General features: G+C 43.9%; 20 protein-coding genes and 1 other annotated feature. Of the genes, 10 read left to right on the forward strand and 10 right to left on the reverse strand.

The window, feature by feature from the left end; genetic code table 11:
• Positions 1-173 precede the first annotated feature (173 nt).
• The gene (locus tag GQS54_RS21110; protein ID WP_166425902.1) at positions 174-563 is read left to right on the forward strand and encodes a Cd(II)/Pb(II)-responsive transcriptional regulator; all 390 of its coding nucleotides are present in this window, start codon (positions 174-176) and stop codon (positions 561-563) included.
• A 117-nt stretch (positions 564-680) separates the two neighbouring features.
• Here the strand turns inward: GQS54_RS21110 and GQS54_RS21115 are convergent, their stop codons facing one another.
• From GQS54_RS21115 to GQS54_RS21125, 3 genes are read right to left on the reverse strand one after another with little or no spacing between them, the layout of a single operon-like run.
• Positions 681-3,761 carry an efflux RND transporter permease subunit gene (locus GQS54_RS21115; protein ID WP_166425903.1) on the reverse strand — a complete coding sequence of 1,027 codons (3,081 nt, stop codon included), beginning with the start codon at positions 3,759-3,761 and terminating at the stop codon, positions 681-683.
• Positions 3,758-4,813 carry an efflux RND transporter periplasmic adaptor subunit gene (locus tag GQS54_RS21120; protein WP_166425904.1) on the reverse strand — a complete coding sequence of 352 codons (1,056 nt, stop codon included), beginning with the start codon at positions 4,811-4,813 and terminating at the stop codon, positions 3,758-3,760. Before GQS54_RS21120 ends, GQS54_RS21115 begins: the two co-directional genes overlap by 4 nt.
• Positions 4,813-5,886, reverse strand: a complete 1,074-nt coding sequence (locus tag GQS54_RS21125) for an efflux RND transporter periplasmic adaptor subunit (RefSeq protein ID WP_166425905.1) — start codon at positions 5,884-5,886, stop codon at positions 4,813-4,815. The genes GQS54_RS21120 and GQS54_RS21125 overlap by 1 nt, the downstream gene beginning before the upstream one ends.
• A 170-nt stretch (positions 5,887-6,056) precedes the next feature.
• Here GQS54_RS21125 and GQS54_RS21130 point away from each other — a divergent pair, with 170 nt between their 5' ends.
• Positions 6,057-6,785: a TetR/AcrR family transcriptional regulator gene (locus GQS54_RS21130; protein ID WP_166425906.1), complete on the forward strand. Its 729-nt coding sequence runs from the start codon at positions 6,057-6,059 to the stop codon at positions 6,783-6,785.
• A gap of 81 nt (positions 6,786-6,866) precedes the next feature.
• On the opposite strand, the gene GQS54_RS21135 is transcribed toward GQS54_RS21130, so the two are convergent.
• The 7 genes from GQS54_RS21135 to GQS54_RS21165 form a co-directional block, all read right to left on the reverse strand.
• Entirely contained in the window at positions 6,867-7,169 is a 303-nt protein-coding gene (locus GQS54_RS21135; protein WP_166425933.1) for a hypothetical protein, read from the reverse strand.
• Between the two features lie 98 nt (positions 7,170-7,267).
• Complete coding sequence (locus GQS54_RS21140; protein ID WP_166425907.1) at positions 7,268-8,626, reverse strand: sulfite oxidase; 1,359 nt, start codon at positions 8,624-8,626, stop codon at positions 7,268-7,270.
• A gap of 23 nt (positions 8,627-8,649) precedes the next feature.
• Positions 8,650-9,630 carry a putative sulfate exporter family transporter gene (locus GQS54_RS21145; RefSeq protein ID WP_166425908.1) on the reverse strand — a complete coding sequence of 327 codons (981 nt, stop codon included), beginning with the start codon at positions 9,628-9,630 and terminating at the stop codon, positions 8,650-8,652.
• Positions 9,631-9,682: 52 nt separating this feature from the next.
• Positions 9,683-10,672, reverse strand: coding sequence for a TauD/TfdA family dioxygenase (locus GQS54_RS21150; RefSeq protein WP_166425909.1), 990 nt, complete (start codon positions 10,670-10,672; stop codon positions 9,683-9,685).
• Between the two features lie 9 nt (positions 10,673-10,681).
• Complete coding sequence (locus GQS54_RS21155) at positions 10,682-11,647, reverse strand: aldo/keto reductase (protein ID WP_166425910.1); 966 nt, start codon at positions 11,645-11,647, stop codon at positions 10,682-10,684.
• 252 nt (positions 11,648-11,899) lie between these two features.
• Positions 11,900-12,352 carry a hypothetical protein gene (locus GQS54_RS21160; protein ID WP_166425911.1) on the reverse strand — a complete coding sequence of 151 codons (453 nt, stop codon included), beginning with the start codon at positions 12,350-12,352 and terminating at the stop codon, positions 11,900-11,902.
• Between the two features lie 5 nt (positions 12,353-12,357).
• The gene (locus tag GQS54_RS21165; RefSeq protein ID WP_166425912.1) at positions 12,358-12,660 is read right to left on the reverse strand and encodes a hypothetical protein; all 303 of its coding nucleotides are present in this window, start codon (positions 12,658-12,660) and stop codon (positions 12,358-12,360) included.
• Between the two features lie 367 nt (positions 12,661-13,027).
• Positions 13,028-13,141, forward strand: a sequence feature (His leader region).
• A 78-nt stretch (positions 13,142-13,219) separates the two neighbouring features.
• On the opposite strand from GQS54_RS21165, the gene hisG reads away from it, so the two are divergent.
• The 8 genes from hisG to hisF all read left to right on the forward strand — a co-directional run bounded on the left by hisG (position 13,220) and on the right by hisF (position 21,118).
• The gene (gene hisG, locus GQS54_RS21170; protein ID WP_166425913.1) at positions 13,220-14,119 is read left to right on the forward strand and encodes an ATP phosphoribosyltransferase; all 900 of its coding nucleotides are present in this window, start codon (positions 13,220-13,222) and stop codon (positions 14,117-14,119) included.
• Between the two features lie 75 nt (positions 14,120-14,194).
• Positions 14,195-15,520 (forward strand): histidinol dehydrogenase, encoded by a 1,326-nt coding sequence (gene hisD, locus GQS54_RS21175; RefSeq protein ID WP_166425914.1) that lies wholly within the window; start codon positions 14,195-14,197, stop codon positions 15,518-15,520.
• Positions 15,513-16,616, forward strand: coding sequence for a histidinol-phosphate transaminase (hisC, locus tag GQS54_RS21180; RefSeq protein ID WP_346766598.1), 1,104 nt, complete (start codon positions 15,513-15,515; stop codon positions 16,614-16,616). Before hisD ends, hisC begins: the two co-directional genes overlap by 8 nt.
• A 1-nt stretch (position 16,617) precedes the next feature.
• Complete coding sequence (gene hisB, locus GQS54_RS21185) at positions 16,618-17,694, forward strand: bifunctional histidinol-phosphatase/imidazoleglycerol-phosphate dehydratase HisB (protein ID WP_166425915.1); 1,077 nt, start codon at positions 16,618-16,620, stop codon at positions 17,692-17,694.
• Positions 17,694-18,323 carry an imidazole glycerol phosphate synthase subunit HisH gene (hisH, locus tag GQS54_RS21190; RefSeq protein WP_166425916.1) on the forward strand — a complete coding sequence of 210 codons (630 nt, stop codon included), beginning with the start codon at positions 17,694-17,696 and terminating at the stop codon, positions 18,321-18,323. The genes hisB and hisH overlap by 1 nt, the downstream gene beginning before the upstream one ends.
• An 8-nt stretch (positions 18,324-18,331) precedes the next feature.
• On the forward strand, positions 18,332-19,066 hold the full coding sequence (gene hisA / locus GQS54_RS21195; RefSeq protein WP_166425917.1) for a 1-(5-phosphoribosyl)-5-[(5-phosphoribosylamino)methylideneamino]imidazole-4-carboxamide isomerase: 735 nt from the start codon (positions 18,332-18,334) through the stop codon (positions 19,064-19,066).
• A gap of 207 nt (positions 19,067-19,273) precedes the next feature.
• Positions 19,274-20,272, forward strand: a complete 999-nt coding sequence (locus GQS54_RS21200; protein ID WP_166425935.1) for a branched-chain amino acid aminotransferase — start codon at positions 19,274-19,276, stop codon at positions 20,270-20,272.
• 72 nt (positions 20,273-20,344) lie between these two features.
• Complete coding sequence (gene hisF, locus GQS54_RS21205) at positions 20,345-21,118, forward strand: imidazole glycerol phosphate synthase subunit HisF (RefSeq protein ID WP_166425918.1); 774 nt, start codon at positions 20,345-20,347, stop codon at positions 21,116-21,118.
• Positions 21,119-21,140: the final 22 nt, after the last annotated feature.

Here is a 21,140-nt window from a genome sequence, read left to right on the forward strand (position 1 = left end):
GAAATAAATTCCACAAAAACATGCCACCATTAAGACCCAGTACCGTCCATAATAACGTACGCTGTTCTTTATCTTGAACGTTCACACCACAACATTCACGCATATTACTCTCATTGAATTACGGGTTATTAGGCGTAGAATAAACCTTCCAGTAACCGGAAGGTCAAAATCGCATGCAAATAAAACAATTAGCCACTGTCACTGGCGTAAATACAAAAACGATCCGCTACTATGAGGATATCGGTTTACTACCAAATCCCAAGCGCGGAGAAAATGGCTACCGCTTTTACCGACATCAAGATGTTTTATCCTTAAACTTTATACGTCGCTGTAAAGAGCTTCGAATGCCATTGGCTGATATTAAGACATTGGTTGCAGTACAAAGTGATAGTAATGCCTCCTGTTCACAAGTCGATGCATTGATTGCACAACAACTCGAAAAAATACAGGTTGCCCAATATGAGCTGCAGCTATTAGAGCAGAACTTACAATCGTTAGTAAATTGCTGTGAAAATGAACAAATAAAAGACTGTAAAATACTCAGTCATTTGCGAGCAAGTTGAGTACCCTTCACAGAACACATAAAAAAAGCCCTACAAAAAATGTAGGGCCAAAGGTGCCTAGGAAGGCTGCTAAGCTTAACGTTAATAACGTTGTAAAAAATGTAAATTGCTACGGGTTTATGCCGTAGTAGGTTTCACCTTATAAAAAATCGCAAACAACACAGGCACCATTATTAGCGTTAATACGGTGGCGAAACCGAGTCCTGCCATGATAGTAATGGCCATTGAGCCAAAAAATGCATCAAACATTAGCGGTATCATACCTAAAATAGTCGTCATTGCTGCCATACTAACCGGTCGCACACGGCTGATAGCACTATCAAATACAGCTTCATACGGGGCTTTGCCTGAATCTAATTCAATATTGATTTGATCCATCAGCACAATGCCATTTTTCAAGATCATACCGCTCAAACTAAGTAACCCAAGCAAAGCCGTGAAACTAAATGGCATGCCGGTGGCCAGTAATCCCATAGATACACCTATAATCGCCAACGGCACAGTAAACCAAATGACCAGTGGTTTACGCACTGAATTAAACAAAAATACGGTAATAATGAACATCACCAATGCGCCCAAAGGCAACGATTTAAACATGGCGGACTGCGCGTCATTGGTCGACTCATATTCACCACCCCATGACAACTCATATCCTTCAGGTAACACTAATGCCTCAACTTTAGGGCGTACACGAGCAAACAAAGCAGCGGCAGTTTCATCCCCTAGCACATCATGATCGGCCATCACCGTTAGCGTCCGCTTTCTATCACGACGTAAAATTAGAGGTTCAACCCAATCCATTTTTACCCCGTCAATAATCTGCTCAACGGGAATATACGTTTGTAGAGTCGGACTCCAAATATTCAAATTTTCTAAAGACTCAAAATCAACCCGTTCTTCTTCCGGTAAGCGCGTTACCACAGGCAACATATGAGTACCATCTCGAATAATTCCGATGGTGCTACCACCAAATGCCATTTGCAGGGTGCTTGATAAGTCCTGTTTAGAAATTCCCAAACGTCGTGCTTTTGATTCATTAAACTGTGGCGCTAGCTCTTTGGTGCGTTCGCGCCAATCATGCCTAATATTGCGTGCCCCTGGGTCTGCGTTAAACACGTCTTCAACTTGTCGCGCAAGGCTGCGTAATACTTCTGGGTCAGAACCGATGATCCGTGCTTCAATTTTTGAAGCAGGCGTAGGCCCAAACTCCATCACCCTAAGGCGAAATGTTGGCTGAGAAAATGTTTTGTTTAGGTCTGCTTCTAGGCCATTAAGCAACGTAAACATATTGTCACGGGTATCGACTCGCACCGTTATCTGCGCAAACGCTGCATAACTTTGTTCAGGTTGATAGGTCAACATAAAGCGTTGCATACCTTGGCCCACAGATGAGGCAACAAATTCTACATGCTCAAGTGTGCCTAAGTATTTTTCTACTTCGGCGCTTTGCTTAATCGTTTGCTGAATATCGGTGCCTTGCGGCATCCAAATATCAACATGAAACATAGGCGTGTTAGAGGCAGGGAAGAAAGACTGCTTAACATTACCAAAACCAATGACTGCAACCACAAGCATCACTACCATTGCTGCAACCGTTACCCAGCGAAAACGCAGGGCGAAATGCAATAACGAACCAAAGAGAACGAATAATGCGCCCTTGTATGCGTCGTCGTCGTCTTCTTCGTTGTTATCAGCACTGCCATCGCTATTTTGTGGTTTCTCTTTAAGTAATAAGTTCGCTAAGAATGGCGTTAACGTCAGCGCTGTGATCCAGCTTAAAAATAACGAATAACACAATACCCAAAACAGTGAGCCCATAAACTCACCAGTAGCATCTTCAGACAAACCAATGGGCGCAAATGCCGTTATTGCTATTACCGTCGCTCCGAGTAATGGCCACTGGGTTTGCTTTACGATATCCACTGAAGCTTGCATCCGGGTACGACCTTTTTTGAGGCCAACGAGGATCCCCTCTACCACGACGATGGCGTTGTCCACCAGCATACCGAGGGCGATAATAAGAGCGCCGAGAGAAATACGGTGCAATTCAATACCACTATAACTCATTAGCATAAATGTACCGAAAACCGTCAGTAGCAGTACGCTACCGATAATAATGCCGCTGCGTAGGCCCATGGCAAATAGCAATACTAAGATAACAATTCCCACCGCCTCAGCAAGGCTGAGTACAAAATTGCTTACTGACTTATCTACTTCAACGGCTTGATTATAAAAGTAATTCAGCTCAACACCCGCAGGTTTAATACTTTGCAAAGTAGTAAACTCTTGTTCGATGTGTTTTCCGATTTCAACCACGTTCACCCCAGGGGCAAATGAAATGCCTAAACTAATAGCTTGGCTACCATTAAAGGTGACCACGTTGCTTGGGCGTTCGGCAATGCCTCGAGAAACGTTGGCAACATCTTTTAAGCGAATAAGATTACCTGTGTCTCGTCCATGAATAATTAAGTTTTCTAGTTCTTCAACTGAACTCAATGTGCCGCTTGGGCGGATAATTAGTGACTGCCCATTGACCATTACTTGGCCGGATTGCTGCACGCTATTTTGCTGATTAAGTAACCCCGTGACTGTGCTCATATCCAAATTAAGAGATGCTAAGCGCTCTAGCGATAACTCTACAAAAAGTTGCTCTTGTTGATCGCCAGAAACCGATACCTTGCCTACCCCTTGCACCAACTCCAGCTCACGTCGTAACTGATCCGCGTAGCGTTTAAGCTCAACGGCATCGTAGCCATCGCCTGTTATCATGATCATAATGCCGAATACATCACCGAAATCATCAAGGATTTGCAGTGAACTCACACCTGAAGGCAGTGTGGGCTGAGCATCGTTTATTTTACGGCGCATTTCATCCCATATCTGCGGTAGACTTTCTGGGCCATAGATGGACTTCATACTGACTTTAAGTTGCGACATGCCTGTTGATGAAATCGAGGTAATATTATCGATATAAGGCAACTGGCGAATCTCGCGTTCTAATGGGTACGTCAGTTCCTCTTCCACTTCTTGTGGCGTTGCACCAGGATACGTAGCGATGATCAAGGCATCTTTTAAGGTAAATGCAGGGTCTTCTAAGCGTCCCAAACCATTGAACGCTGATATTCCCCCCAGGGTTAAAATAGCAACAAATAACCAGCTAATAACTTTGTGTTTAATTGAGTATTCGGCGATGTTCACTGTGCTGCTCCTGGTAACGTCATATCCTGTCGTAATTTTCTTAAATTGGAGTTGGCTAAAACATCGCCTTCTCGAACACCACTGGTGACTATTACTCCATTGGATTTAACTTGACTCACCTGTACTGGTATTGATGACACTTTTCCATCTTGGATTTTCCACACTTTGAATTGACCATGCTCATTACCACTGTCTAGCGCGGTCATTGGTAAGGCATATCCTTGTAGCAACGACATTTGCCCCTTAACCATGTCTACGCTGACTTGTACATTAGTACCAGGGAGAATCTTAGGGCTAACTTGAGGCATTTTAAGCCAGAACTGGTAAGTCTGAGTTCCAGGATTTAATTCGCTAGTATGTTCTAAATAATCTAGCTGATACTGTCCTTGGTAACCATTGAAATGCGCCACCGGTTTGTAGCTAGGTGCGCGCAATAAAGGCATTAGTCGAGTCAGTACGGTGTCTGAAACTGAAATTTCCACGTATACATCTTTACTCTGGTAAATACTCAGCACCGTTTCACCCGCACCTATACGTTCAAAGTCTTGCTTTGATACTTGCGAGATAATGCCATCTACAGGGGCTTTAATTAGCGTGTAGCCAAGTTGCACTTCAGCTAATTTAGTGTTCGCTACGGCTAATTTATAATTGGCCTTTAACTCATCTAATTCAGAGGAAGACAACATTTCTCTTTCTCTTAACCCCTTTCCTCTGTCCAATTGGCGGGCCACTAAATCGAGTTTCGCTTGGGCATCTTTTAGTGTCTCTTTGCGTTTACTATCATCCAAAATAGCTAATGTTTGGCCTTTTTTAACGTCATCGCCTTCTTGCACCAACACATCTAAAATTTCACCTTCAAGGCGAAATGAAAGTGGCGTAAGTTCGGGAGCAATCACCTGGCCATTGAACGCCCTAAATTGTGTTTCAATCGGCGCTAGCACTGTGATCGTATCTAAAATAAGCGGTGGTTTTTCTCTATGTTCAATATTTGGCGTACAGGCCTGCAGCATAATCAAACCGGCAAACAAAGCACTTAGTTTTGTCGCTCTCATTAAATACCGTCCTCTTCAACCCAACGCTTCACACGTTGACCTTCCACCAGGCCAGCAATACCGGTTTCAACTATTAGATCACCTTGTTGTAACCCACTACGAATAATCCCATTATTATCCAAAACAACAGCAGTTTTCATAACCCGTTTTTCGTTAGGCTCAAACTTCCACACGTGACCATTGTCACCGTCTCTATTGATCCATGCCGTTCTAGGTAATGTGAATTGACGTTTTTTCTCAGGATTTGCAACATGCACTTGACCGCTCATACCAGATAGCAAAGTCACATTAGCAGGACGGTGAACCGTTACCCGAGCTGTGTAGGTATTAGTATCTGTGTTCGGCTGGGTGGATATTTCCTTAAACTGGGCAGGCATTTTTTGATCACGAGCAGAATCCATCGTCACCCACACCTGTGAGCGATTAATCGCACCCACACCATATTGCGAAACAAAGCTCACCGGTACAGTAAAAATGACATCCATCACCGTATTGTTTAGTACTTTCATCACAGCTTGATTTGCGGCCACCACTTGATGTGATTCAGCATTGGTTAATGACACAGTGCCATCAAATGGCGCGATGATTTTAGTGTAAGTTAAATCCGTTTTAGCTTGCGCTAATTGGGCCTTGGCCACTTTATAATTCGTTTCAGTTTGATCGAATAGATCTTTGCTTATCAGCAAATCTTTAATCAACGCCTTGGCTCTTAAAAACTGAGTTTCGGCCAAATCGAACTCTGCTTGACGAGTGTCCAAAGCGAGCTGATAATCAGTGGGATCTAGCGCTGCCAGCAATTCACCTTTTGTGATCTGCTTGCCCATGCGAGGCATAACAGAGTCTATTTCCCCCGCCACATTAAATGATAGTACAGCTCGTTCAGTGGCATCTAATTTACCGATAAAGCTATCAGTGTGTTGACTACTAAGGTCTGGCACCCTAGTTAACTTTACAGGTTTAACAACCCGATTCACTTCCTGAGAGTTAACATTATTGCACCCCGTCAAACCTGCGCTGACTAGCAAGATAAACCCAAGGAAGCCCAATATGCGACTGACATTTCTACTTAACATTACACCATCTCTATTTTATTGCCCACTTGTATAGTAATATACTATACAGTCGTGCAGTATATTTAAAACTTAGTTAAGATCAACTTATATTTACCACTCGGTACATTATAGAGATGTAAACAATGTAAATGTCTGTTACAACACCGCCATCGAATAAGTGAGAAATTGAAATGAAAGAGCGGAAGCAAGGGCGTAGAAGCGCCGAAGATGCGCAGAAAACCAAATTAGACATATTAAAAGTAGCGGCTGATTTATTTAGTAAATTGGGGTTCGAGCGAGTTTCATTGCGCCATATTAGCGATAAAGCCGGCGTATCACATAGCTTGATCCGCCATCATTTTGGTAGCAAAGAGAGTATCTGGCATTCGATTATCGATGAGCTTCACGACTCGATCGCTGAGTATATGTCTGTTGTATATAAAAATATCCCTGAAAGTTACCCAGCAAATTTAAAGCTATTCGAATTTTCTCGCCGGATGTTGGCCTATATGCTTACGTTTAAGCAGCCAATTCAATTACTGGCTGATGCCGTTCGCCAGGAAGATGGATTAGTTGATTATTTTATGAATAATCGTGAAGATATCGAAGATTTTGTCGTTGGCTTGGTTGATGCCCACAATCACAACTTTCCCGAGAATCAAATACGAATGTGGGACACCAAATGGATGATAATTATGTACGCGCATGCGCCCGTATCCCTAACACCTTTTCTAACAGAAACCTGGGCGGACGAAACAAATGAATTTGAAGAATGTTTAGTCCGCCATTTCATGTTGTTTGAACAAGCCATGGCGCCAAAATTAGGCGTTGATAAATCCGCTTATACCTCTCCTCATCGCGTCACTGACCTGATTCATACGCTACCCGCCCCGTTGTGCTCACTCGATAACATTGGATGAATTTATCGTTATAACACCTTTGATATCAGACTTAAAAAAGCCCAGTAATCACTAGGCTTGTTGCGTTTAGAGGTGGGCAGGTTATTTAACCTTATCAGGCATCAAATTTGCGGGTAATGGTGCTCTACGGCCTGTTGTTCGTTCGCCATAGTTAGCGCTCAAATAATCGAGTATCTGTTTTTCTTGAGGTAAAGGCCACAGATTCTGCGTTTTTTGCATCCAGCGGATAGTCGTTAACCAGCGTTCTCGACTCATGTGATTTTGCGTCACTAATTTACCGGAATGACAGGCTGTGCAATTGGCCCGTACCGTTTCAAATCCGGGCTTAATGACGAAGCCAGAAGCGGGATCGACGTCACTTTGTGGAACAATAGTTTCAGCCATAGCGTTTGTAACACTGAATAAAGCAACCGTCAGTAAAGCGAGTATTTTGCACCACCAAGGCTTTAAATCTCTAAGTGTAAAAAGTGATGTACTCATCATTACACCACTTGTACAGCAACGCGGTGACATGCATTGTTTAAATAACCTTTGGGGTTCCAACCTGGCAATATCATCGGCTGACTCACACCGTCACTATCGGTTGCCTTCGCCCATACTTCGAAGTACCCCTTAGTAGGGAATTGAATTTCACTATGCCAATGTTGCCAAGCATTACGATTAGCTGGTTTTTCTAGCGAAACGGATTGCCACGTTTGCCCGAAATCGACAGAAATCTGAACACCACGGACGGCTTTATCCCCAGCCCAAGCATGACCACGCACAACAAATTTAGCTTCTTTTTTATGGCTTTCACCAGATTTTGGATACGTTATTAAAGATTTAACCGGCATGGCGTGAATAATACACATATCTTGCGCTGCAACCTCGCTACCAGGGGCTACCGGTTCGCAAGGAACGCGATAAGCAGGCGCTGCCATTTTAGCCCCATCGTGCACTCGGTCCCGTATCACAATGCGCTCAAGCCATTTACCTGAGGTCGATGCTGGCCAGCCACCTATGACTAACCTTAACGGATGACCGTTCATAATTGGTATATCTGCGTCGTTCATGGCCCAAGCGATAAGGTTTTCGTCCTCAAGCGCCTTGGAGATTGGTACACCACGTGAAATAGCTTCTTTAGTTGGGTCGCCACTGATATGGGTGTCTTTTCCATAATAACCGATGTAAACCGCATCATCTTTTATCCCGACGTCCTTAAGTACATCGGCTAATTTTACCCCAGTCCACTTGGGGCAAGCTACGGCACCTGTTGTCCATTGATTGCCTTTAGCCCCAGGACTAAATTCGGCGCGTCCGTTACCACCGCATTCCAATGTTAATTGGTAACTGTGGTGGGTAAATTTTTGCTTTAACTCGGCCAGTGTATATTGCTTGGTTTGCAGCGCTGACTCCCCTTCGATGGTTAACACCCAGTTCGCCACGTCGATGGTCGTTGGCGGAATGCCGTTGTTACGCACAAACATATTTTCTGCTTTGGTAATTTTGTCATCAAGCATATGGGCGGGTGTCTCGGCGTTGATTGGGCGATCATTTAATACCACCAGCCCAGCACTTTTCCCAATAATCGTTGTAGGGTTATTCGTTTGAGCCAAAGCACTGGAAATCATGCCCGAGGGCAATATTGGTGCGAGTAAGGTTTGTGCACCTGTGATTGCACCAAGTCCTAAAATAAAGCGCCGTCTGGAAAGGCCACTTCGTGAATTTGTATTATGTGTGGAAGACAAAGCACCTAAGCTAGGTGTATCTGAAACAGAATCGGTATGAGAATCACTGGAAATTGCCGATGACTCATCGGCAGAAGAAAAAGCAGACGCAGACTTGGTCTGAGTGGGTTTCATGACATCACCTCATTAAGATAAATTTAAAGATAAGGAAGGCATACTAATATCAATCCAGCAATCCAAACCGTTTCCAGCACAAGTAATAAAATGGGTTTAACACCCACTGTCAGTAATTGGCTTAAATTCGATTTCATGCCAATAGCCGCAATGGCTATCACTAGTGCAAAGCGAGAGATATCGGTCGATATTGTGGTCAGTGCCTCGGGTAAGGCTACCATGCTATTAATGCTCATCAAAATAACAAAACCGATTAAAAACAAGGGAATACCTGGTGCTTTGGCATGACTGCCTTTATCCAGATTCATCCGCAATACAAGTAATATACACACGACCACGGGCATTAATAACGCGACGCGAACCAGTTTCGTTAAGGTTGCCAAAACGCCTGTTTGTTCAGATACAGAATACCCAGCACCAACGACTTGTGCTACATCATGGATTGTGCCGCCAAGGAAAATACTGGTAGCGGTTTCGTCTAACTCCAACATACCGGCAATTATCGGATAAACCACCATTGCCATAGTAGATAACGCCGTTACTCCAATAATGGTTAATAAAGTATCGCGGTCTTTGTCTTTGCTTTCAGGCAACACAGCTGAGATTGCCATGGCTGCTGATGCGCCACAAATGCCAACCGCACCACCGGTGAGTACACCGAAACGTTTCTGTAATCCAAACGCCTTGGCAAGAACTACACCTAATAAAATGGTACTCATAATGGCAACAACTAATAATAAGCCGGTTTTCCATCCTAACGCGACTAGATCACCAAAGGCTATACGCAAGCCGAGTAACGCGACGCCGATACGTAAGACAGTACTGGCCGTAAATTCAATACCCGTCTTACATTGCGTCCCATTGTGTAAAAAAGACATCGCAATACCCAGTAAAAGGGCAAATAACATAGCGGGTGCACCATAATGCTCGCTCAGAAAAAGCGCCGCCATGCCTACAATTGTCGCCACCATAATGCCAGGCAGCAATGTTTTTATTCTATCCATAATTATCATTACCTGACGTTAAGGCGAGCTATTCTCGGGGATTGTTATGCGATTAATTCATGGCTAAAGCAACGAGTACTTCGCGCTTACGCTCTCCAGAGTATGGCCGACGGCCGTGCATGCTCATGTAGTTATCGACTAAAGCTACATCACCATCCTGCCATGGCAGATCAAAGGTGTAGTCTTTAGCCAAATCCGTGGCGAGTTGTAACCCTTCTGCCGGTATAGCACTGCCATCACCAAAGGTAATAGCACTTGATGGATTTTCGCGCACGCCCTTCCAGCCCATGAATGCAGCAATCAACTGGTTGTAAAATACTTCTTTGCCATTATCTAAGGTAACAACTGCCGGTAGTACCGGCGTGGTAGCACGCAAGCCTCCGTCTTCAGTCCATGACCAGCTATAACCTAGCTCTTTTAATTTGGCTTCAGCAGCTTCATGACTTTCGACACTTAATGTACTTTTCCAACTGCGCCCTTGACCAGATGCAATATCATTTTCATTTGGCATGTGGGTGGTGTATTTCAAACCTTTATTAATAAAATCTTCGGCTAACTTAGGTTCCCGAGCTTTAAGCTCCGCGAAAAGTAAATCAGAGCGACATAAAGGCGTAGCACCGCCCTCATCGGCAGCTGTTTTGCAAAAGAAGAACACCTTGCTTGGTGAGATAGGCGTTTGCGCCATTTCATGATGCAAAAATATCTCAACGTGTTTTGGGGCCTCATTGGCCGTAAATACACGCTCAGTAAAGTTAATACGCACCGCGTTTGATAACGACTCTTTGTAGGTGAAATTTGGGTAACCAAAAGCATTCGAAAACTCATCAAACGTTTCTGCCGAATCAAGAGGGAAACCACGAAATAAAATAGCCCCCGACTCTTTAAGTTCAGCTTCCAAAGCGGCTTTATTTTGCTCCACCCAAGCGGCGCAATCATCCAACGTCTTTACCGAACCGTCGTTAAGTACCACCCGAGGAAAAACCGAATCACCGCTTTTGAGTTGATGCGGTACGTCAACATAATTAATCGCTTGTACTGACATGATTACACCCTAATCGTAGATTGGATAAAAAGTATTAAATGCTTCTTCACAGAAATGACCTGGGTCATTAAAGCGACGATTGCTATTCAGAGCATTGATATCGTCCATTTCTTGTTGCGAAAGTTCGAAATCAAAAATGGCTAAATTCTCTGCCAACCGCTCAGGACGAGACGTTTTGGGGATAATCGCATTACCACGTTGTACACCCCAACGAAGCACTACCTGTGCTGGCGTTTTGCCCAGACGCAGCGCAGCTGCTTTAACCACACTTTGCTCTAAAACTGATTCAGCAGCGCCTGCCATATCTAGTTCAAGGTATGATAGTGCTCCAAGAGGCGAGAAAGCGGTGACTTGAATATCATACTGATTGGCTAACTTCATCAGGCGTTCTTGGGTTAAATAAGGATGTGACTCAACTTGCAACATAGCCGGTTTAATTTTGGCGTATGCCATTAAATCGTTTAGTAAACCGGTGTTGTAGTTACACACACCAATTTCTTTCGTTAAGCCTTTCTCAACGAGAGCTTCCATTGCTTCCCACGTTTGATAAAGCGGCACTGGCGCCAATTCCATTTTTGGATTAGCGGCACTTGGATCAGTGATCCACTCTGGCGGATAACGGTCATCAAAAGCGACAAACGGTTGAGCAATTGGAAAGTGGATCAAGTAAAGATCTAAATAATCAAGTTGAAGATCCGCCAACGAACGCTCTATAGCTTGTTGCACATGCTCTTTTGCGTGATAAGTATTCCATAATTTTGATGTAATCCATAAGTCTTCACGAGCACAAATACCTTCCTCTATGGCGCGCTTAATTCCTTGGCCAACTTGTACTTCGTTACCATAATCACATGCGCTATCAAGGTGGCGGTAGCCCGCTTTTATGGCCTCGTAAACGGCATCGGCACATATATCTTGGGGTATTTTCCAAAGGCCGAATCCGACTTTTGGCATTTTGCTCTGACTAAGTGACATACAATCATTCCTACGGTAGATGAATTGGGAAAATAATTTCAATGTTATATCTTATATAAGACATAAGTTAAGGCACTGTGTGTTATTTGTCAAATAGTTGTGTGCAACATCGACAATCAATAACCTTATAAATTTATAAGGCATTGATTTAAAATGATTTAGGCTGCAAGCACTAAGGAGATGAATTGTAAACTAAAGGTTAATTTAAGTTTAAAGGTCGAAATAAACTTGTCACTAGAGTGATGTAAGTCGTTACTGATTAAGAAGATCTCTTAACTTTCGCTCGGCGGCCTGAGCGGGGGTTTCCTCTTGGTGTAAATCTGCTGCTTGAGTATTACTGTCTTCGACATTCCCATCGCTAAAACTAGAAATAACCGATTTATCCAGTTGCTTTTCGTCCACAGAGTCTTCGTCTGCGAATAAAGCAGCCAATTGTGCTTTTGCCTGACGTTGCTTATCCAACTTAGTCTCATCAAAGGCTCTGCTGGATAACGTGTAATACTCACAAAAGTTAGCACGCTCTTTATCTACAATATATTCTGCACGTTCTTCATCGCATCCGGTGCGATTAGATGCATCAAAATAAACGCACATTTTACAGGCGTGTATATCGCTTCTACATGCACTACATTCTTCGCGGCGCGAAACAGGGGTAATGATATTGGATAGGTCTTTACCGCATTTCCAGCAAATAGCTGAGGCCATGATTTTTATACCTCTATATCGATAAATTTAGGATCGTCCGACTTTCCTTTTATCAGCGCCTTTTCTTTTGCTGCTTGTTCTTTTGCCGCCTGCTCTTCATCAAGAAGCTCACCAGAGTGGTCTGCTTTATGTTGGCGCAGACGCTTCTTTTCTCTTGGATCGTCTTTATCTGGATGATAGGGCTCATCGTCTTCATCTATTTTGCCCAGTGCATCTTTTTTATCAATTTTTTTGACTTTAAGTTCATCGCGAGAAATGGGCTCTTTGCCTTCTCGAGGAAGTATAGAAAACAATAGATCACTGGTCATGAGTCGCTTCCCTATAATTTAGTTAGTAGTTCAAATAGTGCCTTGACCATTAACTACCTAAGCATTTTACGGCTTGGTGATTGACGGATATCACACACGATTAGATACTTAACTGCCTCACTGGTTCATTTTACCTTGTTCTAAACCTAAACCTTCAATCAGTGCAAGTGTTTATTCCTAGCTATGCCAAAATAGACAAATTTGGATTAGGCTTTTTAGCAGTAACTTATTCCCATTTAACTTTGCAACAATTTTGTGCGAAAAGTTAGAGATTTACTATTGCATTAAGCAAGCCAATTAGCTAATGTTTGCGCCCTCAGTCGAAACACGGCCCAAGAATTACAATGTTTATCTCAATTACGCCAGTAAATCATCACCATCATATAGCATAACCTTTCAGGTTGGTGCTGGAAGGTCTATTGATTCCTTCCTGCGGCGTAACGATTAACAAGCCCTCGGAAGGAAACTTCCGGGGGTTTTTCATTTAAGGCATTGAAAATTATAGTTCATGAGCATCGGCTAGATGACTTAACGCAAATGACAATAGGACGAACAACTTATGAGTGACAACAACAGATTACGTATCGCAATTCAAAAATCAGGTCGCTTAAGCGATGACAGTATTGCGTTATTAAAAGCCATTGGCGTTAAATTACAAATTCGTGACCGCTTATTAATTGCTCACGCAACCAACCTACCTATCGACCTATTACGCGTGCGTGATGATGACATACCAGGTTTAGTTATGGACGGCGTTGTTGATCTAGGCTTTATCGGTGAAAATGAATTAGAAGAAAAAATGCTTGAGCGTCAAGCATCTGGCAAGAAATTCGAATTTAAAACGCTGCGCCGTTTAGATTACGGTGGATGTCGTTTGTCTATCGCTGTACCGAACGAATTTAACTATCAAGGTGTTCAATCTTTAGAAGGCAAAAAGGTTGCCACCACCTACCCTTTCCTACTTGAACGCTTCTTTAAAGAAAACAATGTTAATGCGACAGCTGTGATGCTTACTGGTTCGGTTGAAGTTGCTCCTCGTGCGGGTGTAGCGGATGCCATATGTGACCTAGTATCAACCGGTGCCACCCTAGAAGCGAATGGTCTGCAAGAAGAAGAAGAAATCTTTCAATCAAAAGCAGTACTAATCCAACGCGCGGGCGAATTACCCGAAGCCAAGGCGCAACTCGTGAGCCGCTTCTTGCCGCGTATCGATGGTGTCATGCAGGCGAAAGAAAGCAAATACATCATGTTGCATGCCCCCAAAACGTATCTTGAACAAGTAAAAAGTTTATTGCCAGGTTCTGGCAGTCCAACAGTATTGCCCCTTGCTGGCAGTGAAGAAACTGTTGCAGTACACGTGGTTAGTTCGGAAACTTTATTTTGGGAAACCATGGAAAAACTTAAAGCCTTGGGTTGTAGCTCAATTTTAGTGATGCCAATCGAAAAAATGATGGGCTAACGGCTAGGCATAAGAAGCCAGCTCAGTTTCAATACAGGTCGCAATACATAATATTGGTCAGTGAGACGAACGAAAATGCAAACATGGTCGAGCCTTAATCAAGGTCAACAAAGGGCATTGTTAAGCCGCCCTGCAATGGTGGATAACAAAGCGCTCAGTAACACAGTCGCTGAGATCATTCAGCTGGTTGCCGATAACGGTGATAACGCCTTACGGGAATTAACAGCACGTTTTGATGGCGTTGAGCTTGGCGAAATCTCCTTGGCAACAAGTGAACTTGCTCACGCACACCATAACATTAACGAACAAGTAAAAGCCGCAATCGATACGGCCTATGCCAATATCCATGCTTTTCACAGTGCGCAAAAGCCCACAGATGTAAAAGTTGAAACTGCGCCAGGTGTAGTGTGTGAGTTAAGGCACGCCCCTTTAGCGTCTGTGGGTTTGTATATTCCAGGTGGCAGTGCGCCGCTAATCTCTACCGTATTAATGTTAGGTGTTACGGCTCAAGTAGCCGGTTGCCCGCGTAAAGTGTTGTGCACTCCGCCCAATAAGCAAGGTGACATACCGGCCGAAATTCGCTACGCAGCCAGCTTATGTGATATCGATGAAATCTATTTAGTCGGTGGCGCGCAAGCCATTGCAGCTCTTGCCCTTGGGACTAACACGATAGCCAAAGTGGACAAGATTTTTGGTCCCGGCAATAGCTTTGTTACTGAAGCTAAACAACAAGTAAGCCGCATTCCAGCGGGTCCTGCTATTGATATGCCCGCAGGCCCCTCAGAAGTGTTAGTGATAGCAGATGGTCAAGCTAATCCGGTATTTGTTGCATCGGATTTACTCTCTCAAGCGGAACACGGTGCTGACTCGCAAGCTATTTTAGTGAGCGACAGCCCCGCGCTTATTCAAGCGACCGAACGAGAGGTTGAGCGTCAATTAGCCAACTTGAGTCGTCAAGATACCGCGCGTAAAGCCATGTCCCATAGTCGTTACATTTTAACAGATTCATTGGACAGCTCTATTGAAGTGAGTAATCAGTACGCTCCAGAACATTTGATTATTCAAGTTGAGCAAGCTCGCGCGTGTTTGCCGAAACTGCATAATGCAGGTTCTATTTTCGTTGGCCAATGGTCACCAGAATCAGCCGGCGATTATGCCAGCGGCACTAATCACGTATTACCCACTTATGGCTACGCACGCAATTATTCAAGTTTGGGGCTCGCTGACTTTATTCGCCGCTATACCGTGCAGGAACTCAGTGCCACCGGTTTACAAAATATTGGTAATGCCATAATGGATTTAGCACAAGCGGAAGGTTTAGACGCCCACAGACAAGCTGTAGCACTTCGTCTAGACGTCCTTGAAGCACTTAACTCAGGATCTGGAGACAGCGGTGAGTAATTTAGTCACGTTACTTTTAAATGAAAATATCAAAGGATTAAAACCCTATGAATCTGCTCGCCGGTTGTTTTCCGGAGCAGGAAACAAGCAGCAAATTTGGCTAAATGCTAACGAGTCACCGTTTGCCAATGATTATGATATCGATGCCCAGCGCTTTAATCGCTATCCCGATTGCCAACCCCCGGCAGTGATCGAGGCATACGCACAATACGCAGGCATTGAAACCGACCAGTTACTTGTTAGCCGCGGTGCAGATGAAGGAATTGAATTATTGATCCGTGCATTTTGTACCCCAGGTAAAGACAGCATATTGATATGCCCTCCTACTTACGGTATGTACGCGATTAGCGCAGAAACCTGCGATGTAGCAATTGAACGAGCGCCTCTAAAAGAAGATTTTTCACTGGATTTGCAAGCCATAAAAGCCTTCAAGGGCAAAGTGAACTTAGTGTTTATTTGCTCGCCGAATAATCCAACAGGTACCTCAGTTGATAAAAACCAATTACGCGACGTAATCGAACACTTTGCCGATAGCGCCATTGTCGTCATTGATGAGGCTTATATCGAGTTTGACCGGGACAACAGTTGGGCCGATAAACTCAATAACTATCCTAATATTGCCATTTTACGTACCTTGTCTAAGGCCTTCGCTCTAGCGGGTTTGCGCTGTGGCTTTACTCTTGCCCAAGCACCGATTATACAAGCGTTAATGAAGGTTATTGCGCCTTATCCTATTCCAGAGCCGGTAGCGCAAATTGCAGCTCAAGCCTTGAGCCCAAATGGATTAACAACGCTTGAACAACAAGTGCTTGTAATAAATCAAGAAAAAACACAATTAAAACACGCAATTGACGAATATGCTGAAGTAGAATTAGTCGGTGACGATAAAGCTAACTTTATTTTATTTCGATGCGCTAAAAAATCAGCCTTAATGGCGCATCTTGTGGCACGCGGCATTTTAATACGAGATCAATCAAAACAACTTAATTTGGATAACTGCTTACGCATCAGCGTGGGAAGCCCAGAGCAAAATAAACAATTGCTGAGCGAAATCAGTCGTTTTTTCATTAATCAAACATCTACGCAGGAGGCCTAACGTGAGCCTAAATCAGCAAGCCATTTTATTTATCGACCGCGATGGTACTCTTGTCGAAGAACCCCCTATTGATAAGCAACTTGATACGTTAGCCAAACTGGTTTTCGAACCTATGGTCGTGCCGGTACTCGCGCAATTACAAAACGCCGGTTTTCGTTTAGTGATGGTGTCAAACCAAGATGGTTTAGGTACAGACAGCTTCCCTCAAGCGGATTTCGATTTACCTCACGATAAAATGATGGATATATTCGCCAGCCAAGGCATCAAATTTGATGATGTATTGATTTGCCCGCATTTTCCAGAAGATAACTGCAGCTGCCGCAAACCTAAATTGGGTTTGGTTAAAGACTATTTACAACAAGGTAAAATAGATTTCACGCGCTCATTTGTAATTGGCGATCGTGAAACTGATATTCAACTTGCCGAAAACATGGGCATCGTGGGTATTCGTTATGATCGTGAAGCGAAAAACTGGCCAGCTATCGCTAAGCAACTGCTGGCGTCAAGCCGTATCGCTGAAGTCGTGCGCAAAACATCCGAAACTAATATTTACGTTAAAGTCGATTTAGACTCTACGGCAAAATCGACGATTGAAACGGGTATCGGTTTCTTTGATCATATGCTTGATCAAATTGCTACCCACGGCGGATTTGAACTCATTCTGCGGGTAGATGGCGATTTACATATTGATGACCACCACAGTGTTGAAGATACCGCACTTGCACTAGGTGAAGCGCTCAAAAAAGCCTTGGGTGATAAAAGAGGCATCGGCCGCTTCGGTTTTGCACTGCCGATGGATGAATGTCGAGCAGAGTGTATTTTAGATATATCTAACCGCCCGCACCTTAAATTCGAAGCAGAATTTAGCCGTGATACAGTAGGCGAAATGGCAACCGAAATGGTGCCGCATTTCTTTTACTCTATTGCTCAAGCGATGGGCTTGTCTCTGCATTTATCAACATCTGAGGGCAACGCCCATCATCAAGTTGAAAGCCTTTTTAAAGTGTTTGGCCGTGCATTACGCCAAGCAATACAGAAAAATGGCGAAGCCCTTCCCAGCAGCAAAGGAACTCTCTAGTGAGCACTTCAGTACCTTTAGTTAATAGCAAACAGAATATCGTTATTGTTAACACGGGCTGTGCCAATATCTCATCGGTTAAGTTTGCCGTAGAGCGCTTAGGCGTAAAAGTCGATGTGTCTGATGATATTCAGATTATTCAAAAAGCCGATAAGGTATTTTTACCCGGTGTTGGCAGTGCCAATGCCGCTATGGCGAGTATCGAGCTAAAACAGCTTAAATCCTGTATTCAAGGACTTACCCAGCCCGTTCTCGGGATTTGCTTGGGCATGCAGTTGATGGTTGAACGCTCTGAAGAAAGCCTAGCGGATAGCACCCAGTGTTTAGGGCTTATTCCAGGCGATGTAAAACGCATGAAAGTAGGTGATTTACGTCTACCCCATATGGGCTGGAATACGGTAAGCCCCGTTGAGCAAAATACCTTGTTTAAAGGCATTGATGCCGGTAGTTATTTTTACTTTGTACACAGTTTTGCTGTAGCTCTGGGTGAGTATACCCTTGCGCAAACAGACTACGGAATGCCCTTTTCAGCTGCGTTACACAAAGATAATTTCTTTGGTGTGCAATTTCACCCAGAGCGCTCCAGCGATGCTGGCGCGGCGCTACTTAAAAACTTTATCGAGTTATAAGCAATATTATGATTATACCAGCAATAGATTTGATTGAAGGCTCTGTCGTTCGACTTTACCAAGGTGACTACGAGCAGAAAACCCAATATGAGCTTGACCCAATAGATGTGGTAAATAGTTATGCTGACCAAGGTGCTAAGTGGCTACATATAGTCGATTTGACCGGTGCTAAAGATACCAATAAACGTCAACTAAAATTAATTGGTGAGATGGTCGCCACTGGGCGTATGCAATTTCAAGCTGGCGGCGGTATTCGTAGCGAGCATGACGTGGCGCAATTACTAGAATTAGGCGTTAAGCGAGTTGTTATAGGCTCATTAGCGGTTAAAGAACCTGAGTTGGTCAAAGGTTGGGTAACTAAGTATGGCAGTGAGTCTATTGTACTGGCCCTTGATATCAATATTGACGAGCAAGGTAATAAATTTATTGCTACCCACGGCTGGCAAGAAAATTCAGGTGTCTCGCTAGAGGACCTATTAAACGATTTTCTATCCGTTGGTGCTAAACATGTTTTATGTACTGACATCAGTCGTGATGGCACATTGCAAGGTGCGAACCACCAACTGTACAGTGAAATGACGGCGAAATTTCCGACCATTGAATGGCAAGCATCGGGTGGCATTGGTAACCTCGATGATATAGCAGTTCTAAAACCCACTCATGTTAGCGGGGTTATTTTAGGCCGCGCGCTGCTTGAAGGTAAGTTCACTGTTGAGCAAGCTATAGAGTGTTGGCAAAGTTAATAAATAAACAGCAGTGCGTATTGGCAATTTTACGCTTATAAGACACGAATCCTAACAATAGATTGGGCTGAAGTGTTTGCACTGTTCGCAAGCTTATTAAATAATTGGGTGACTGAATAATCAGGCGATATAAACCACTTATGGATATATGGTCGATGCACCCTTAATTTAATTGCAAACCATGATCCCACGACTTAGGAAATAATGATGGCAGTATTTGGTACGGTTTTCATGCCTGAAATGGCACTGGCAACGTTTGAAAACAATCAGTGGAGCGAAGCAAAAACAGTTTCAGCACAAAGCATAAACTTGCACCCTGGTGCTCATGTTCTGCATTACTCCAGCACTTGTTTCGAAGGTTTAAAAGCATTTAAACATGAAGACGGCAGTGTTCATGTCTTTCGTATGGACCAGAACATTAAACGCTTTGCACAAAGTGCCCGCTTTCTGTCTTTGCCTGAAGTCGACGAAGATCAAGTGGCGAAAATGATCATGGATATTGTTGCCCAATACGCTGATGAAGTGCCCTTACCGCCAGGCTCAATGTATATTCGTCCAACTCATATTGGTACCGAGGCGTCAATTGGTAAAGCTGCTGCGCCTTCATTAACATCTATGTTATACGTGCTGTTATCGCCCGTTGGTGATTACTTCACCGGCGGTGCTAAAGCACTGCGTTTGCTGTTAGACGAAACCGGAATGCGCTGTGCTCCGCATATGGGCATGATCAAAAGCGGTGGTAACTACGCCAGTGCGCTAGGCCCTATTTCTAAGGCGCGAGTGGATTACAACGCTGACCAAATTTTGTTTTGCCCTAATGGGGATGTACAAGAAACTGGCGCGGCAAATTTCTTACTAATAGACGGTAATGAAATTATCACGAAAGGCCTAGATTCGTCCTTTTTACACGGCGTAACGCGCAGTACTATATTGACCTTAGCTGCCGATTTAGGCATGACAATCAGTGAACGCAATATAACGGTTACTGAACTACTCGAACGCGCCGCGAAACCAGGCGTTGAAGCTGCGTTATCGGGCACAGCTGCGGTACTGACTCCTGTTGGCACATTTATCTACAATGACAAAGAGTACTCGGTAGGCAACGGTGAAGCCGGGCCTACAACTGCTAAATTGCGCCAAGCCCTGAATGACATCCAATGGGGCAAATCACCCGATGTGCATGGTTGGTTAAAACGCGTTAAGTAATCTACCTCCAGGCATCTGCTTTTTTAAGTAGATGCCGGTAATTCGTAAAAATTAAAATGAAAAAGGTTTTCTATGCTCGCTAGGCGCATTATTCCCTGTTTAGATGTTCGTGACGGTCTTGTGGTAAAAGGCGTTAAATTTCGCAACCACGAGATCATCGGCGAAATCGTTCCTCTGGCTGAGCTATATGCACAACAAGGCGCTGATGAATTGGTCTTTTATGATATTACGGCCTCAAGTGACCAGCGCGTTGTAGATAAAAGCTGGGTCACGCGTATCGCTCAGGTAATCGATATTCCATTTTGTGTCGCTGGCGGTATTAAGTCAGTAGATGATGCGGGGCGAATACTGGAAATGGGAGCCGATAAAATATCCATAAACTCCCCAGCTCTAGCCAACCCTGCACTTATTCGAGAATTGCATGATACGTTTGGACAACAGTGCGTAGTAGTGGGCATTGATAGCTTCTTCAACGAAGAAACAGGACAGTATCAAGTTCATCAGTACACCGGCGATGAAAGTCGCACGCAAATTACTCACTGGCAAACAGGTGATTGGGTAAAAGAAGTACAGCAGTACGGTGCAGGCGAAATTGTTTTAAATTGTATGAATCAAGACGGCGTGCGCCAAGGCTATGATATTACCCAACTAGCTGCTATTCGTAAAAGTTGTGGCGTACCTTTGATTGCCTCTGGCGGCGCGGGCGAAAAAGTACATTTTAAAGATGTATTTGAGCAAGCTGACGTTGACGGTGCACTTGCCGCATCTGTTTTTCACAAGGGAATTATTCCTATTCCGGAATTAAAAGCCTATTTGAGGGAACAGCACGTCGCGATACGAGACTAACCGATCACACACAATGATGCCG

It is taken from the genome of Paraglaciecola sp. 20A4 (genome assembly GCF_011378905.1).
GTDB lineage: Bacteria > Pseudomonadota > Gammaproteobacteria > Enterobacterales > Alteromonadaceae > Paraglaciecola.

What these genes read in the sequence shown, in the direction of transcription:
- GQS54_RS21160 (WP_166425911.1), bottom strand. Translation starts at nt 12,352, where the DNA reads ATGGCCTCAGCTATTTGCTGGAAATGCGGTAAAGACCTATCCAATATC.
- GQS54_RS21120 (WP_166425904.1), bottom strand. Translation starts at nt 4,813, where the DNA reads ATGAGAGCGACAAAACTAAGTGCTTTGTTTGCCGGTTTGATTATGCTG.
- GQS54_RS21140 (WP_166425907.1), bottom strand. Translation starts at nt 8,626, where the DNA reads ATGAAACCCACTCAGACCAAGTCTGCGTCTGCTTTTTCTTCTGCCGAT.
- hisG (WP_166425913.1), top strand. Translation starts at nt 13,220, where the DNA reads ATGAGTGACAACAACAGATTACGTATCGCAATTCAAAAATCAGGTCGC.
- GQS54_RS21110 (WP_166425902.1), top strand. Translation starts at nt 174, where the DNA reads ATGCAAATAAAACAATTAGCCACTGTCACTGGCGTAAATACAAAAACG.
- GQS54_RS21200 (WP_166425935.1), top strand. Translation starts at nt 19,274, where the DNA reads ATGGCAGTATTTGGTACGGTTTTCATGCCTGAAATGGCACTGGCAACG.
- GQS54_RS21145 (WP_166425908.1), bottom strand. Translation starts at nt 9,630, where the DNA reads ATGGATAGAATAAAAACATTGCTGCCTGGCATTATGGTGGCGACAATT.
- hisA (WP_166425917.1), top strand. Translation starts at nt 18,332, where the DNA reads ATGATTATACCAGCAATAGATTTGATTGAAGGCTCTGTCGTTCGACTT.
- GQS54_RS21125 (WP_166425905.1), bottom strand. Translation starts at nt 5,886, where the DNA reads ATGTTAAGTAGAAATGTCAGTCGCATATTGGGCTTCCTTGGGTTTATC.
- GQS54_RS21150 (WP_166425909.1), bottom strand. Translation starts at nt 10,672, where the DNA reads ATGTCAGTACAAGCGATTAATTATGTTGACGTACCGCATCAACTCAAA.
- GQS54_RS21165 (WP_166425912.1), bottom strand. Translation starts at nt 12,660, where the DNA reads ATGACCAGTGATCTATTGTTTTCTATACTTCCTCGAGAAGGCAAAGAG.
- GQS54_RS21155 (WP_166425910.1), bottom strand. Translation starts at nt 11,647, where the DNA reads ATGTCACTTAGTCAGAGCAAAATGCCAAAAGTCGGATTCGGCCTTTGG.
- hisD (WP_166425914.1), top strand. Translation starts at nt 14,195, where the DNA reads ATGCAAACATGGTCGAGCCTTAATCAAGGTCAACAAAGGGCATTGTTA.
- GQS54_RS21130 (WP_166425906.1), top strand. Translation starts at nt 6,057, where the DNA reads ATGAAAGAGCGGAAGCAAGGGCGTAGAAGCGCCGAAGATGCGCAGAAA.
- GQS54_RS21135 (WP_166425933.1), bottom strand. Translation starts at nt 7,169, where the DNA reads ATGGCTGAAACTATTGTTCCACAAAGTGACGTCGATCCCGCTTCTGGC.
- hisF (WP_166425918.1), top strand. Translation starts at nt 20,345, where the DNA reads ATGCTCGCTAGGCGCATTATTCCCTGTTTAGATGTTCGTGACGGTCTT.